Origin of the sequence: Kitasatospora sp. NBC_00374, assembly GCF_041434935.1 — a bacterium.
Classification (GTDB): domain Bacteria; phylum Actinomycetota; class Actinomycetes; order Streptomycetales; family Streptomycetaceae; genus Kitasatospora.
In genome coordinates this window covers 6,514,909-6,529,480 of sequence record NZ_CP107964.1, presented here as the reverse complement: position 1 = coordinate 6,529,480, position 14,572 = coordinate 6,514,909, and the positions used below count along the sequence as shown (strand labels likewise).

Sequence of the window (14,572 nt, the reverse complement as noted above, 5' to 3'; positions counted from 1 at the left end):
CGAGAGGGCCGGCGGATCAGCCGGAGACGGGCCTACCCGGTCGATCCGAGGGCGCGGTCGACGCCACGGGGCGGCAGGCCGCAGTGACCGCACGGACGCGGCGGCACATGGTGGATCCCCCTTGCGCCGCTAGTCCCTGGGTGCCGTGTGCTCCCGGTGTGGCGGCGGCTACCCGAAGTTACCGCTGCGGTTCCGCTTCCCCGCAAGCCGAGCCCCGGGGTTGGCGGGAAATCGCCTTGGTACGGCCGGAATCAGCTGGACAGATTGCAGGAAAGTATGTCCACAAAGGCTTCCGGATCACCGGCTCGCGCGGGCCGAAAACGCTGCGGATCCACCGCGCGCCAGTGTGTTTTCGTCCAGAGGGAAGGGCGCCCGACCTGCGGCGCGCTGTGTCACCGGCCAATTCCCGACGCGCCGTCCGAGGTCTCCGATTCCCGCCCGGCGCGGACGATGTCGGACAGGATCCGGGCGGTGTCGGCCGCCGTGCTGTGCGGATTCAGCAGGGTGAGTTTCAGCCGCACCCGGCCCGGTCCCTCGCCCGGCAGCTCGGTCCGGCCGACCACCGCGCGGCCCTCCCGCAGCAGGGCCCGTCGGAGCTCGGCGTTGACCCGGTCGGCCGTCACCGGGTCGCCGCCGGCCGGCCGGTAGCGGAACACCACGGTGGTCAGGATCGGCTCGCAGTGCAGTTCCAGGGAGGGTTCGGCGCGGACGGCGGCCGCCGTCGCACGGGCCAGGTCGTGGCAGGCCTCGACCAGCCGGCCGAGCCCGTCCCGGCCCAGGGTCCGCAGGGTGACGGCGAGTTTGAAACCGTCCGGGCGGCGGGTGGTGCGCAGCGAGCGGCCGAGCAGGCTCGGGTAGCCGGCCTGCTCGTCGTCGGCCGGGTTGAGGTAGGCCGCGTGGCGGGCCAGCGAGGCGTAGTTCTCGGCCCGCGCGGTCAGGAAGACGCCGGCGGCGGCGGGCTGCCAGCCGAGCTTGTGGAAGTCCAGCGAGACGGAGTCGGCGCGGGCGATGCCGTCGAGCAGCGGGGCGAGCCGCCGGGAGAGCAGGGCGCCGCCCCCGTACGCGGCGTCCACGTGCAGCCGGGCGCCGTGGCGGGCGGCCAGGTCGGCCGCCCGGTGCAGCGGGTCGACCGCGCCGGTGTCCGTGGTCCCGGCGGTGGCGACCACGGCGATCGGCGTGCGGCCCGCGCGTACCGCCCCGGCGAGCGTGTCGGCGAGCGCCCGCGGGTCCATCCGCAGCTCACGGTCGACCGGGACGGCCAGGACCGCGCGTTCGCCGAGGCCGAGCAGGGCGGCGGCGCGCTGCACCGAGAAGTGTGCCGCGCGGGAGGCGACGATCACCGGCCGGACTCCGGCCGGCAGGCCGTCCAGCTCGACCCCGCCGCCGAGGACGGCGTCCCGGGCGAGCATCAGGCCGAGCAGGTTGGACTCCGTCCCGCCGGTGGTGACCACCCCGGCCGCCCGGCCGGCCGGGAAGCCGACCAGCTCGGCCAGTTCGGCGAGCAGCTCGGTCTCGAAGACGGTGGCGGCCGGGGCCTGGTCCCAGGAGTCCTGGGACGGGTTGAGGGCGGCGACGGCGAGGTCCGCGGCGACCGCGACGGCCAGCGGCGGGCAGTGCAGGTGGGCGGCGCAGGCGGGGTCGGCCGGGTCGGCGCTGCCCTGGGCGAGGTGGACGGTCAGCCGCAGCAGGGCGTCCGGGTCGGGCTCGTCCCGGCCGTGGCGCAGCACCCCGGCGAACTGCTCGGCGAGCCGGTCCGGCGGGCCGGCCGGGATCGGGCCGGAGCGCTGCTCGGCGCCCACGGCCAGTGCGGTGAGCACCAGTTCCAGCAGCGGGCCGAGGGCGGCCGGGCCGGCGACGCCGCCGGAGAGCGGGGGCTGCGGCGGCCCGTTCACCGCCGGTGCCCGGCCGCGGCGGTCTCGACGGCGTCGCAGAGGCGCTCGAGCACCGCCTCGGTCTGCTCGTCGCTGATGGTGAGCGGCGGGAGCAGGCGCAGCACGGCGTCGTGGCGGCCGCCGAGTTCGACGATCAGGCCGCGCTCCAGGCAGGCCCGGCGGACCTCGACCGCGAGCTCCGGGTCGGGCGGCAGGGCGCCGCAGCTGTCCGCGTCGCCGGCCGGGTCGACCAGTTCGATCCCGATCATCAGGCCGCGGCCGCGGACGTCGCCGACGGCCGGCACCCGGGCCTTGAGCCCGTCCAGCCGGGCGGTGATCCGGGCGCCGACCAGCTCGGCCCGGGCCACCAGGCCGTTGGCCTCGACGTACCGCAGGGTGGCCGCGCCGGCCGCCATCGCGAGGGTGTTGCCGCGGAAGGTGCCGGTGTGCGCGCCCGGCTCCCAACCGTCGTACTGCTCGCGGTAGACCACCACGGCCAGCGGGAGGCTGCCGCCGATCGCCTTGGAGAGCACCATCGCGTCCGGCATGATCCCGCTGTGCTCGACGGCCCACATCGCGCCGGTGCGGCCGACGCCGGTCTGCACCTCGTCGACGATCAGCGGGATGCCGCGCTCGGCGGTGATGCGCCGCATCTCGCGCAGCCAGCCGTCCGGGGCGGGCACCACACCGCCCTCGCCCTGGACGGCCTCCAGGATCATCGCGGCGGGCGGCACCACCCCGCCGGACGGGTCGTCCAGCAGTCGCCCGGTGTACGCGGCCGACAGCTCGGCGCCGCGCTCGCCGACCCCGAACGGGCAGCGGTACGGGTACGGGTAAGGGAGCCGGGTTACCTCGCCGCCGCCGGGCAGTGGGGATTTGACGGCGACGCTGCCGGTGACGGCCAGCGCGCCCGCCGTCATGCCGTGGTAGGCGCCGGTGAAGGCGAGTGCACCGCGCCGGCCGGTGGCGGTCTGCATCAGTTTGAGCGCCGCCTCGACCGCGTCGGTGCCGGCCGGCCCGCAGAAGTGCACCCGCGCGCCGGCGGCGAACGCGGGCGGCAGGCTGGCGAACAGGGCGGTGGTGAAGTCGTCCTTCTCCGCGGTGGCGAGGTCCAGCAGGTGCAGCGGCGCGCCACTGTCCAGGGTGCGCCGGATCGCCTCCAGCACCACGGGGTGGTTGTGGCCGAGGGCCAGCGTGCCGGCGCCGGAGAGGCAGTCGAGGTAGCGGCGGCCGTCGGCCCCCTCGACGGTCATCCCGTTGGCGCGGACCGGGACGATCGGAAAGGACCGGGCGTACGTCCGGGCGGCCGACTCGCGGATGCGCTGGCGGCGCAGGATCGCGTCGCCGACGGGGACGGCGGTGTCGACGGTGGGGGTCACGGGCAGGCTCCCTCGAAGTTAGGTAAGCCTAAGTTTACTGGTCGCAGCCGCGCGGCCGCGCACCGCCACCGAACTCCACCTGACCGGATGACGGCCGCACACCCCGCCGACGACCGGAACAACGACCGCCACCCCGGTCGGACACGGCCCGCACCCCACCGGATTCCGACCGGCCACGAACGGTGGCGGCGGCCTGCCGGCGGGCCCCGGCAGGGCTCCGCCGGCCGGACGGGTGGGGCGGGTTGGCTACGCTGGCGGCGAGCGAAACCCCAGGGAGAGCAGAGCATGTCGGACGCGGCGGAGCGGTCCCGTACCCGTGAGTTCTTCGCCGCGCGGGCGGCCGGATGGGATGCGAGGTTCCCCGACGACGGGCCCCGCTACGCCGAGGCGATCGCCGAACTCGGTCTCGGAGCCGGGCAGTTCGTGCTGGACGCGGGCTGCGGCACCGGGCGGGCGCTACCGCTGCTGCGGGCGGCCGTCGGGCCCGACGGAACGGTGCTGGGCGTGGACCTCACGCCCGAGATGATCGACCGGGCCCGCGCCCACCGGGCGCACGCCGCCCTGCTGGTGGCCGACTGCACCCGGCTGCCGCTCCCCGACGCCGCCGTCGACCTGGTCTTCGGGGCCGGCCTGATCTCCCATCTGCCGGGCCCCGGCACCGGCCTGCGCGAGCTCGCCCGGGTCACCCGCCCCGGCGGCCGCCTCGCGCTCTACCACCCGGTCGGCCGGGCCGCCCTGGCGGCCCGCCACGGCCGGCGGATCACCGCGGACGACCTGCGGGCCGAGCCCAACCTCCGCCCGCTGCTGGCGGCCTGCGGCTGGCAGCTGACCGGCTACACCGACACCGACGACCGCTACCTCGCCGTCGCCGTCCGGGCCGAGGCGCGGGAGGTCCGGGCCGAGCACGGGCTCTGAGCCCGCCGGCCCCGTGCCTCAGATCTCCGCGCGGCCGCTGACCGCCCAGGCCAGGCCGGTGGCCGGATCCTCCAGGGTGAGGTGGAGGTAGCGGAGCTCGTCGGCCGGTTCGCTCCAGGTGAAGCAGCGCAGCCGGGCCACCAGGGACTCGATCTCGGCGCGCGCGGGGCGGACGGCGCCGGTCATGGCGGCCAGCACCCGCCAGAGGGCCAGCCGGCCGTGGGCCGCACCGGTGGAGGGGTGCTCGGAGCCGACCCGGACCAGGACGGGGTAGGCGGCGGTGAACGGCAGGTGCCCGCCGACGACCTGGCCGGCGGGCGCCGTCCGGGCGGCCGCGTCGGGGCCCGTGCCGCGTACGCACGACACCGTGGCCCAGGGGGCGAGGGTGGCGAGCAGCCGGGTGGCGGCCAGCCCCGGGACCAGCTCGCCCGCCCCGGGCAGCTTCACCGGACCGAGGCCCTCCCGGGTGGCGGGCAGCGCCGGCGGGACCCGGAGCGCTCCGCCGCTGCGCAGGTACTCGGGGACCAGGCCGCCCTCCTGGCGCCCGGCCGCCTCCCAGGCGGCGAGGACCAGCGGGACGCCCTCCGGGTCTGGTTCGGCCTCGGTGGAGAGGTCCTCGCCGAGCAGGACCCGGGTGTGGGTGACCAGCCGCCGGATCGGTTCCGGGTCGAGCAGGGGCGCGAGCCGGCGCCAGGAGTGACGGGTGGCCAGCACCTCCCACAGCGGCCCGGCGTCGTGGTCGGCCGGGCCGGCGGCGGTGTCCGGGCCGCCGTCCTGGTCGAACAGCCGGGCGGCCAGCTCGGGCGGCGCCCCGAAGGCGATCAGGTGCCCGAACGGCGCCGCCTCGGCGACTCCCACCGCCGGGCCGTGCAGTGCCACGGCCGCCGCCCGGGTACGCCGGTAGGCGCCGAGCAGCTCCGTCCAGCGGCCCTCGTCGGCCAGCGCTGCCAGCCTGCGGTGCTGATAGGTGATCACATTTTGAGCGTACGACGCCGGTCGCCGCATCGGCCGACGGCACGGCGGCCCGGTGCGTCGCCCACGACCGCTCTACTGCGGCGGCTTCCCGCCGGTGAGCACCCAGCGGACGTCCACGAAGCCGCTCTGCTGTTCCGTCAGCCGCCCGTCCTTGACCTGCTGGAAGGTGACCCAGGTGTTGGTGAGCCGGGGCGACTCCGCGCTGGGCAGCATGTCGCCCTGGCCCCAGTTGAGCGGCGGGGTGACGCCCCCGGTGTCGATCGAGTCGCCGCTGTCCAGCTGTGCCCGCAGGCCCTTCGCGGTGAGCGGCTGGCCGGCGGAGGAGATCCGGTCGACCGCCTGCAGGAAGGTCTGGTAGGCGACCCAGGTGGTCTGCACGGCGAGGTCGGAGGTGTCGACCGGCTTGGCGCCCGAGGCGGCCGCGTTGCCGGCCGTGGTCCGCAGGTCGTCCCAGACCTTCGAGGTCTCCGGCGGGAACCAGCCGGTCGCCAGCGAGCCGTTGAGCGGGCTGCCGGCGCCGCCGGTGGAGTCGATGACGGCCTGGTGGACACTGCCGATCACCGAGGCCAGCTGGGTGCGCCTCGGGTTGGCCTTCCGGTAGGCGTCCAGCAGGAGCAGGGTCTGCTCGGGCCCCAGGGCGGCCGTCACGCAGCCGCCGGCCCGGTCGTCGCCGACCGCCCTCTGCACCGGGGCGGCCATCCCGGCGGCGTCGGCGCGCTCCGGCACCTTGACGTCGGTGAGCCTGATCCCGGCCGGGGCGACGGCCGCCGAGAGGTACCGGGTGAGGGTGTCGCCGTTGCCGGTGTCCGGGCGGATCAGCGCGACAGCCTTGCAGCCGGCCGCGGCCAGCTGCCGGCCGCTGCCCGCGATCAGGGCCGGGGTGCCGCCGGCCACCGGGTAGGACAGCGGGCTGCTGAACTCCGAGCCGGAGACGCCGTACCCGCCGAGGTACGGGATGCCGGCCGCCTCCAGGGTGGGCATGAAGGTGTCGCCGAACTGGCTGTACGAGCCGATCACCGCGACCGCGTGGGCGGCCACGGCCTGCTGGGCACAGGCGGTGACGCCGGCCGCGGTGTTGTGCTCGTTGCAGGTGAGGACCTTCAGCTTCCGGCCGGCCCGGCCGCCCTTGGCATTGACCTCGCGGCCGATCTCCTCGGCCAGCGCCGTCACCCCGGGGCGGTCGGTCGAGCCGGTACCGGCGGGGGCCCAGGTCATCACCGTCAGCGCGGCACCGGCGTCGCCGCCCGCCGCGTCGGCCGAACCGCCGCAGGCCGCCGTGGCCAGCAGCATCGGCAGCAGGGCGGCGGCAGCGGCCGCGGACCCGGCCCGGCGCCGCCCGGCCGGGTCTCCCCCACCTGCCCGACGCCCTTCGGAGGGGTCTCCCCCGGACGCCACGGTCCGCCTGCTCATGCTGCCTGCCCTCGTTGGACTGCTCGCGGCGCGGGACCGCGCTCGCTCGGCGGCCAGCCAAACGGCACCGGCACACGGCCAGGCGGACGGCGCACGAACACAGGGCGGACGGCTCCGTAACAACAGGGTCGAAACTCCTGGTGGGCCGTCGAACCGGAAGCTGACGCTCAGTCACCAGCGGTCACCCGGGCCCCGGTCCGGAGACCTCGGCGAGCAGCCGGGCGGCGTGCACCCGCCCGGCGTGTTCGACCAGGCTGATCAGCACGTCCTTGCCCGAGCCCCGGTGCCGGGCGTCGCACAGCACCACCGGCGTGGCCTCGTCCAGGTCGAGGGCGCGGGAGACCTCACGGGGGCGGAAGACACGGCTGCCGGCGAACTGGTTGACGGCGACCACGAACGGGATGCCCCGGTGCTCGAAGAAGTCCACCGCGGGGAAGCAGTCGGTCAGCCGCCGGGTGTCGGCGAGCACCACGGCGCCCAGCGCCCCCTGGGCCAACTCGTCCCAGAGGAACCAGAACCGGTCCTGTCCCGGGGTGCCGAACAGGTAGACCGACAGCCCGTCCCGGATGGTGATCCGGCCGAAGTCCATGGCGACCGTGGTGGTGGTCTTCCGCTCGACCCCGCCCAGGTCGTCCACCCCGCGGCCGGCCGCGGTGAGCTGCTCCTCGGTACGCAGCGGGCGGATCTCGCTGACCGCGCCGACCAGGGTGGTCTTGCCCACCCCGAAGCCGCCGGCCACCAGGATCTTCAGGGCCAGCACCGGGGCGTCCGGTGACGGCGGGTCACAGTGCGCGGAGTCCATCGATGACCTCCTGGAGGATGTGCTCGTCGGGGAGCAGGGCCGGCGGTACGGGGCGGCTCACCCGGATGTACTCGGCGTCCAGCAGGTCGCCGAGCAGCACCCGGACCACGCCGAGCGGGAGGTCCACCTCGGCGGCGATCTCGGCGACCGAGAGCGCGTCGCCGCGGCACAGGTCGAGGATGGCCGCCGGCTCCGGCCCGACCGGCGGATCGGCGTCGGCCGGTATGTCGGCGACCACCAGGGCGATCAGGTCGAACTCCCGGCCGTCGGGCCTGGTCCGGCCCCTGGTCACGGCGTACGGGCGGACCATCGGGCCGGCCGCCTCGTCGTACCACCGCTCGGGGGCGGGCCCGGTGGGGAGGCCGAAGGAGGAGCCGGGCGGATAGGAACGCGGCGGGTACGGCACCTGCTCAGCCCCCGACCGAACCGCGCGGCGGGGTGTACAGGTGCTCGCCGACGCGGCGGACCAGCCGGGCCATCTCGTAGGCGACCAGCCCGAGGTCGGCGTCGGCGCGGGCGAAGACCGCCAGGCAGGTACCCTCGCCGGCGGCGGCCACGAACAGGAAGCCGTGTTCCAACTCGACCATGGTCTGGCGGACTTCGCCCGCCTCGAAGTGCCGTCCGGCGCCCTTGGCCAGGCTGTGGAAGCCGGACGCGACGGCGGCCAGGTGCTCGCTGTCCTCACGTCCGATCCCGGCGGAGGTCCCCATCGCCAGCCCGTCGGCGGAGAGCATCACCGCGAACCTGACCTGGGCGACCCGGGCGACCAACTCGTCGAGCAACCAGTCGAGTTCTCCGGCGTGGTGGGTGGTGCCGATCATCGACGCTCTCCTTCGGGGCCGGTGGGGCGGGCGGGCTCGGTGACGGGGGCCGGCGCGGCGGAGCCCCGGGCCCAGCCCTGCTGGTAGGCGGACATCGCGGCACGGACCTCGTCCGGGTGGCGGCCCGCCGGGGCGGGGCCGGCCGAGCGCGGGCGCGGTCGCGGCCGGGGCGGGGCCTCGCGGAGCTGCGGGGCCAGGCTGGCCTGGCGGACCCGGCGGGGCAGCTCGTCCTCCTCGGCCGCCGGCGGCGGGGCCGGCGAGGCCTCCGGCGGGCCGAGCGCGACAAGCGGCCTGGGGCGGGCCGCCGGAGCCGGGGCGGGGGCGGGCGCCGGGGCGCCCCACTCGGGGCGGTCGACGGCCCGCCGGAACGGTGTGGGCCGCAGCACCCCGGGGTCGGCGCCCCGGGCGCCGAACGGGACGGCGGTGGCCGGCGGCCCGACCGGCTGCTCGGCGACCGGCCGCTGCTCGACCGGCTGCCGCTCGACCGGCCCCTGCTCGACCGGGCGGCGGGCCGGCGGCAGCGAGCTCCGCGGGGGCGGCCCGTCCGGCTCGGGTGTCTCCAGCAGCGCGGTGGGCAGCAGCACCACGGCCGTGGTGCCGCCGTACGCGGAGGGCCGCAGCGCCACCCGCACCTCGTGCCTCCTGGCCAGCCGGCTGACCACGAAGAGGCCCAGCCGGTCACTGTCGAAGAGGTCGACCTGTTCGGTGGCCGCGATCCGCCGGTTGGCGTCGGCGAGGGCCTCCGGGCCCATGCCCAGCCCCCGGTCCTCGATCTCCAGCGCGTAGCCGTTGCCGACCTGCTCGCCCCGGATGTGCACCTTGGTGTGCGGGGGCGAGAACCCGGTGGCGTTCTCGACCAGTTCGGCCACCAGGTGGGTGAGGTCGGCGACCGCGGGGCCGGTCACCGCCGCGAACGGCAGCCGGTGCACCTCCACCCGGGCGTAGTCCTCCACCTCGGCGACGGCCGCCCGGACCACGTCCACCAGCGGCACCGGCCGGCGCCAGGCCCGGCCGGGGGCCGCGCCGGAGAGGATGATCAGCCCTTCGGCGTGCCGGCGCATCCGGGTGGTCAGGTGGTCCAGCCGGAACAGGTCGTCCAGCTCCGCCGGATCCTCGGTGCGGCGCTCCATCGCGTCCAGCAGGGTGAGTTGACGGTGCACCAGGACCTGGCTGCGGCGGGCCAGGTTGACGAACACGCCGGAGACGCCGGAGAGCACCTCGGCCCGCTCGACGGCGGCGGTCACGGCCGCCCGCCGGACGCTGCCGAGGGCGCCGTGCACCTGGCCGATCTCGTCCTCGCCGTGCGGGCGCAGCGGTGCCTCGGCCTCCACGTCGATCTCCTCGCCGGCCCGCAGCCGCCGCATCGTGGACGGGAGTTGGCGGCCGGCCAGTTCGAGGGCCGAGTTCCGCAGGCCGATCAGCTCGGTGACCAGGCCGCGGCCGATCTGCACCGAGATCAGCAGCGAGGCGACCACGGCGATCAGGCCGAGCAGCACGGCGGCCCCCGCCGGGGTGAACAGGCCGACGGCGTACGGGTCGGAGCGTTCGACGGCGGCGGCGCCGGCCCCGCTCCGGACGGCGCCCAGGCCGCGGGCGACGCCGTCCGCGGCGAGCACCCAGCGCTCGGGGGCGACCGCCGCGACCGCGGCCCGGCCGTCGGCGGCGGTGCGGACGGCGTCCTCGTAGCGGGTGAGGTCGCGGTGGTCGGGGCCGTCGGTGACGGCCTGCAGCGCGGCCCGGTCGCCGGGCCGCAGGTCGCGGGCGGCGGTCTGCTCGAAGAGCCGGCGGGCGTGGGCGGTGGCGCCGTACTCGCGGAACTGCTCCTCGGTGAGCCGGCCGGCCGCCTGCCCGGTGCGCAGCAGCGCGTCCTCGCGGGCCAGCAGTTCGTGGGAGTGGGCGAGCTCCAGCAGCACCCGGGCGTCGGAGCCGGCCCGGTGGCCCTGGAGGGCGGCGACCGCGCCGGTGACCTCCAGCGCCCGGTCGACGGCCGCGCCGTACGCGGCGTAGGCGTCGGCCCAGCCGGCGGTGCGGGCGAGGAGCCCGGCCCGCAGGTCGGCGAGGCCGGCGACGGCGGCGGTGAGGGCGTCGACCCGGCCGGCGGTCTCCGGGCCGAGCCCCTCGGCGTCGGCCCGGTTGTAGCCGGGGGCGAGGGTGAGCGGGGCCGCCGCCCGGTCGGTGGTGGCGGCGGCCTCCCGCAGGGCGCTCTCGCGGGCGAGCCCCGGCAGGGCCGAGAGCTGTCCGGCGGCGGACCGTTCGGCCTGCAGGGCGGCCACGGTGGCCTCGGCCGGGATGCGCAGGGCGCGGTCGAGGCTCTGGGTGCGGCGCAGGTCGGCGACGTTCTGGGCGGTGGTGACGGTGGCGAAGGACCACAGGGCGATCACCGAGACCACGGGGACCATCAGCAGGGCGAGGATCTTGGCCCGGACGGTCCGGGGGCGCAGCGGCAGGGCGCGCCGCGGGCCGGGCGCGGGCGGTTCGGGGCGCTGGTCCTCCCGGGCCGGCGGTCCGGCGTGGGCGCCCCGGCGGTGCCCGCCCGCGCCGGGCCGGACGGGGCCGCGGGGGGCGCTCGGGGAGGCCGTCGGCGCACTGCGGGGGGTACCGCGGCGTACGCGCATGGGTGGCTGCCTTTCGGGTGTGGGCGTGGGGTGCCGGGCCGGACCGGCTCAGGCGGCGCGGTCCAGTGCGGTGGGGTGCAGGTCCTCGACGGGGAGTTCACCGGCCTCGCGGTAGGCGGCCCGTTCCTGAGCGCTCGGGGAGAGGGCGACGAAGGCGGAGGTGAGGAAGAGGAAGGAGCCGAGCCCGACCGCGAGCGGGAAGATGAACTGCATCGGGGTGGCGCCGTCGAGACCGGTGCGGGCCGGGTCCAGGTGGACGTGCACGGCTGCCATGCCGGTGTAGTGCATGGAGCTCACCGCGAGGCCCATGACCAGGGCGGCGCCACCGGCCGCGGGCAGGGTGCGGATGGTGACGGCGGCCCAGAGGGCGGCGGTGGCGGCGGCGATCGCGATGACGACGGAGAGGGCGACCGCCCCCGGGGTGTAGGAGAGGGTGCCGTGCATCCGGACCGCGGCCATGCCGAGGTAGTGCATGGCCGCGACGCCGAGGCCGGTGACGCAGCCGCCGATCAGCAGGCTGCGCCCGCGGTGGGCGCCGTGGCCGACCACGAAGACGCCGAGGCCGACCACGAGCACGGCGACCAGCAGGCTGAGGAGGGTGAGCGGCACCTGGTAGCGCAGTTCGGTGCCGTCCACGGAGAAGCCGAACATGGCGACGAAGTGCATGGTCCAGATCCCGGTGCCGATCGCGGCGGCGGCGGTGAGCAGCCAGTTGCGGCGCGAGGGGCCGGTGGCGGACAGGGCCCGCAGGGTGCAGCGCAGGCCGAGTGCGGCTCCGATGCAGGCCATCAGGTAGGAGAGGGTCGGGGTGAGCCAGCCGAAACTCAGGTGGTCGATCGTTCCCATCGGGGCCTCCGTGCGGTTCGGCATATGCCTTCCGCATGTGCGCTCTCGTTCTCGGATGCGCTGGACGCTACCGAGCGTCCGCGGATGGTCACCCGAAGATGTGAAAAGCCGCCCACCCCAAGGGTCGGATGTGCTCGAATGGTGCCCCTCTATGGCCGACCGCCATCTGACATACCGTCACATGGCGGACATATGGCCGCGCAAAAGGGGCGCACGGGAGAGATCCCGTACGCCCCGAGCGCACTACTTGGCGGCGGTCAGGGCGATCCTGACCTGGCCCTCCACCCTCAGGGTGATCCCGTGCGAGAGCCGGACATCGGTGTCCACCGCGGCCACCTCGAAGCGGCAGAGCAGCGCCGCGAGACCGAGGACGGACTCCAGCATGGAGAAGTGCTGGCCGATGCAGGCCCGCGGCCCGCCGCCGAACGGGAACCAGGCGTAGCGGTGCCGGGCCGCCTCCCGTTCCGGGGTGAAGCGCTCCGGGTCGAAGCGCTCCGGGTCCGACCAGTGCTCGGGGTGCCGGTGGGTGACGTAGGGGGCGACCAGGACGTCGGCGCCGGCCGGTATCGGTACGCCGTCGACGGTGCAGTCCGCGGCCGCGCGCCGGCCGATCACCGGCGCCGCGGGGTAGAGCCGCATGGCCTCCTTGAGGACCTGGGTGAGGTAGGGCAGGGCGGCGAGGTCCTCGGCGCGGGGCGCCCGGCCGTCGCCGAGGACGGCGAGCGCCTCGGCCCGGGCGCGGGCCTGCTGCTCGGGATGCCGGCCGAGCAGGTGCAGGGCGAAGGTGAGCGAGGTCGCGGTGGTCTCGTGACCCGCGAGCAGGAAGATCAGGACCTGCTCGCGCAGCTCGGTGGCGTCGAGCGCCTCGCCGTCCTCGCCCCGCGCGTCGGCGAGCAGGCCGAGCAGGTCGTCGGAGCTCCGTCCGGCCCGACGGGCGATGATCTCGTCGCAGACCCGGTACAGCGCGTGCTCGGCGGCCCGGGCCTCGCGGTTGCCGGGGGTGGGCCAGCTGCGCGGCAGCCGCAGCGGGGAGACGCCGCGCGCGCGGACGTAGCGCCCGAGGACGGGGAACCGGGTGCGGACCACGTCGATGGCCGCCTCGACGTCCGCGCCGAACAGGATCCGGGCGACGGCCCGCAGCGCGAAGCGCGACATCTCGTCGGCGGCGTCCACCACACCGCCGGGCACCCGGGCCCAGCGCTCCGCGAGGGCCTCGGCCTCGATGCCGACCGCCTCGGCGTAGCCGTCCACCCGGCGCCGGGTGAACAGCGGCTGGACCAGCCGGCGCTGGCGCTGGTAGTCGGTGTCCTGGGAGGTCAGCAGGCCGTTGCCGAAGGTCTGCCGGATCTCCTCGTAGAAGACGTTCTCCTTGCGGAAGTTGGCCGCCTGGGTGGCCAGCACCTGCTGTGCGCCCTCCGGGGAGAAGACCATGTGGAACTCGCCCCGCAGCCCCGGCGGGCCGGCGACGAAGCGGACCACGTCTCCGTGGTCGCGCCGCGCGTCCAGGTAGGCCTGGAGCGGGTCCCGCTTCAGGTCGAGCAGCGACCCGAGGAGCGGGAGCCCGGTCGGGCCCGGGGTCCGGGTGGCCGGCATGACACCTCCGAGTGGGGAACGGATGTACGTATCCGCACCACGCTAGCCGAGGGTCCGTCACCACATAAGAGGGCAAAGGTGCACGCCCGTTGCCCGCGACTACTCGAACTCGGTGCCGCCCTTGCGGGTCAGGTACGCCCCGCCGACCACCTTGGCGATCGCCCGGCCGCCCAGCACCGGGCTGTACCGCTCGGCGACCGGCCGCACCACCACGCCCTCGCGGATGTGCAGCGCCCGGCCGGACACCGTCTCCCGCCCCTCGGCCAGCTCCAGCACCCGCCCGGCCTCGAACGGTCCGGTCCACAGCTGCGGCACCAACGGCAGCTCGCCCGCGAGCAGTTCGGCCGCGTCCAGCCAGACCGTCTGCCCGTCGACCAGCGCGCAGACGTCGAAGGCCGCGTATCCGGGCAGCTCGCTGCCGCCGACCGCGCCGTACCCCAGGTCCTGCACCCCGGCGCCGAAGACCTCGCCGAAGATGCCCACCCGGCTCGCCCCGAGCCGCTCGGCCAGCCGGGCCGCCACCTCGGCGACCCGGTGCGCGCGCACCGCGCGCCAGTACAGGTTGCGCCCGTCCTCCTTGAGCGCTAGGCCCTGCGCGCCGATGCCCTTGGAGGAGACCTGCACCCGTCCGCCGTCCGCGTGGAAGGTCAGCAGGCAGCAGCTGCCGTGCAGCTTCTCGGTGACGACGACCGGCTCGCCGGGCTCGAAGACGTCGGGGAAGCGCTTGAGGTTCTCGATGTCCACCCAGGGCAGCAGGTCCGGCGCGGCCTCCACCTCGCCGTTCATCGCGGTCGGGATCGGCGGCGCCCACTTCACGATCCCGAGCAGCTCGGCGAAGTCCCCGCCGGTCTCGGCCGCCCGCGCCAGCTCGGTGTCGGTCACCGCGCGCGGGCGGCAGACGATGCCCTGGGAGAGCTCGCCGCGCAGCCGGACGGCCTTGACCCGGTCCGCGTTCCCGCCGGCCAGCCGGCCGGTCAGGCCCAGCTCCTCGATCAGCGCGGCCGGCAGGACGGCCTGCTCCGGGATGTAGACCGCGAGGTCCCCGGTACGGAACGCGCCCTTGGCGACCACCGCCCGGTAGAGCCCGACCTGGGCCAGCTCCAGCGCGTCGGCGTTCGGGTGCTCATGGATGGTCAGCCGCTCGGCGGTGACCCGCAAGGTCGACATCCCGGGGTACTCCTCCCCTGTCGCGCCGCCCCCTCGGCCGCGCCGTCCGGACACTCTCGCCGCCGGGCACCCGCCGCGGCCAGGGATTTTCCGGTTGAGCTATCGCACATGCGATCATCCGGGCACCGGCCGACTGGCCTGTGCGATGAAACAGGGGATTTTTCGGCCGCATTTGCGA

At 76.0% G+C, this 14,572-nt stretch carries 12 protein-coding genes; 1 reads left to right on the top strand and 11 read right to left on the bottom strand.

Annotation, left to right across the window (positions count from 1 at the left end; genetic code table 11):
* Window positions 1–392 precede the first annotated feature (392 nt).
* Both OG871_RS29130 and OG871_RS29125 read right to left on the bottom strand, forming a co-directional pair.
* Entirely contained in the window at window positions 393–1,892 is a 1,500-nt protein-coding gene (locus OG871_RS29130) for an aspartate aminotransferase family protein (RefSeq protein ID WP_371500815.1), read from the bottom strand.
* Window positions 1,889–3,256 carry a diaminobutyrate--2-oxoglutarate transaminase family protein gene (locus OG871_RS29125; RefSeq protein ID WP_371503461.1) on the bottom strand — a complete coding sequence of 456 codons (1,368 nt, stop codon included), beginning with the start codon at window positions 3,254–3,256 and terminating at the stop codon, window positions 1,889–1,891. Before OG871_RS29125 ends, OG871_RS29130 begins: the two co-directional genes overlap by 4 nt.
* Window positions 3,257–3,535: 279 nt before the next feature.
* Here OG871_RS29125 and OG871_RS29120 point away from each other — a divergent pair, with 279 nt between their 5' ends.
* Window positions 3,536–4,165, top strand: coding sequence for a class I SAM-dependent methyltransferase (locus tag OG871_RS29120; protein ID WP_371500813.1), 630 nt, complete (start codon window positions 3,536–3,538; stop codon window positions 4,163–4,165).
* An 18-nt stretch (window positions 4,166–4,183) separates the two neighbouring features.
* On the opposite strand, the gene OG871_RS29115 is transcribed toward OG871_RS29120, so the two are convergent.
* From OG871_RS29115 to OG871_RS29075, 9 genes are all read right to left on the bottom strand, one after another.
* Window positions 4,184–5,140, bottom strand: a complete 957-nt coding sequence (locus OG871_RS29115; RefSeq protein WP_371500812.1) for a hypothetical protein — start codon at window positions 5,138–5,140, stop codon at window positions 4,184–4,186.
* A 72-nt stretch (window positions 5,141–5,212) separates the two neighbouring features.
* A complete protein-coding gene (locus tag OG871_RS29110) occupies window positions 5,213–6,550 on the bottom strand; it encodes an ABC transporter substrate-binding protein (RefSeq protein WP_371500810.1) in 1,338 nt (445 codons plus the stop codon).
* A gap of 181 nt (window positions 6,551–6,731) precedes the next feature.
* Window positions 6,732–7,352 (bottom strand): ATP/GTP-binding protein, encoded by a 621-nt coding sequence (locus OG871_RS29105; RefSeq protein ID WP_371500808.1) that lies wholly within the window; start codon window positions 7,350–7,352, stop codon window positions 6,732–6,734.
* Complete coding sequence (locus tag OG871_RS29100; RefSeq protein ID WP_371503460.1) at window positions 7,333–7,662, bottom strand: DUF742 domain-containing protein; 330 nt, start codon at window positions 7,660–7,662, stop codon at window positions 7,333–7,335. The genes OG871_RS29105 and OG871_RS29100 overlap by 20 nt, the downstream gene beginning before the upstream one ends.
* Before the next feature lie 100 nt (window positions 7,663–7,762).
* Window positions 7,763–8,173 carry a roadblock/LC7 domain-containing protein gene (locus tag OG871_RS29095; protein ID WP_371500806.1) on the bottom strand — a complete coding sequence of 137 codons (411 nt, stop codon included), beginning with the start codon at window positions 8,171–8,173 and terminating at the stop codon, window positions 7,763–7,765.
* The gene (locus tag OG871_RS29090) at window positions 8,170–10,788 is read right to left on the bottom strand and encodes a nitrate- and nitrite sensing domain-containing protein (RefSeq protein WP_371500804.1); all 2,619 of its coding nucleotides are present in this window, start codon (window positions 10,786–10,788) and stop codon (window positions 8,170–8,172) included. Before OG871_RS29090 ends, OG871_RS29095 begins: the two co-directional genes overlap by 4 nt.
* 48 nt (window positions 10,789–10,836) lie before the next feature.
* The gene (locus OG871_RS29085) at window positions 10,837–11,634 is read right to left on the bottom strand and encodes an MHYT domain-containing protein (protein WP_371500802.1); all 798 of its coding nucleotides are present in this window, start codon (window positions 11,632–11,634) and stop codon (window positions 10,837–10,839) included.
* A 243-nt stretch (window positions 11,635–11,877) separates the two neighbouring features.
* Entirely contained in the window at window positions 11,878–13,227 is a 1,350-nt protein-coding gene (locus tag OG871_RS29080) for a cytochrome P450 (RefSeq protein WP_371500800.1), read from the bottom strand.
* A 99-nt stretch (window positions 13,228–13,326) separates the two neighbouring features.
* Window positions 13,327–14,394, bottom strand: coding sequence for an RNA ligase (ATP) (locus OG871_RS29075; RefSeq protein WP_371500798.1), 1,068 nt, complete (start codon window positions 14,392–14,394; stop codon window positions 13,327–13,329).
* Between the last annotated feature and the right edge of the window lie 178 nt (window positions 14,395–14,572).

Coding starts and splice junctions, on each gene's coding strand:
- OG871_RS29105 (WP_371500808.1), bottom strand. CDS start 7,352: ATGGACTCCGCGCACTGTGACCCGCCGTCACCGGACGCCCCGGTGCTG.
- OG871_RS29110 (WP_371500810.1), bottom strand. CDS start 6,550: ATGAGCAGGCGGACCGTGGCGTCCGGGGGAGACCCCTCCGAAGGGCGT.
- OG871_RS29075 (WP_371500798.1), bottom strand. CDS start 14,394: ATGTCGACCTTGCGGGTCACCGCCGAGCGGCTGACCATCCATGAGCAC.
- OG871_RS29085 (WP_371500802.1), bottom strand. CDS start 11,634: ATGGGAACGATCGACCACCTGAGTTTCGGCTGGCTCACCCCGACCCTC.
- OG871_RS29090 (WP_371500804.1), bottom strand. CDS start 10,788: ATGCGCGTACGCCGCGGTACCCCCCGCAGTGCGCCGACGGCCTCCCCG.
- OG871_RS29080 (WP_371500800.1), bottom strand. CDS start 13,227: ATGCCGGCCACCCGGACCCCGGGCCCGACCGGGCTCCCGCTCCTCGGG.
- OG871_RS29095 (WP_371500806.1), bottom strand. CDS start 8,173: ATGATCGGCACCACCCACCACGCCGGAGAACTCGACTGGTTGCTCGAC.
- OG871_RS29120 (WP_371500813.1), top strand. CDS start 3,536: ATGTCGGACGCGGCGGAGCGGTCCCGTACCCGTGAGTTCTTCGCCGCG.
- OG871_RS29100 (WP_371503460.1), bottom strand. CDS start 7,662: ATGGTCCGCCCGTACGCCGTGACCAGGGGCCGGACCAGGCCCGACGGC.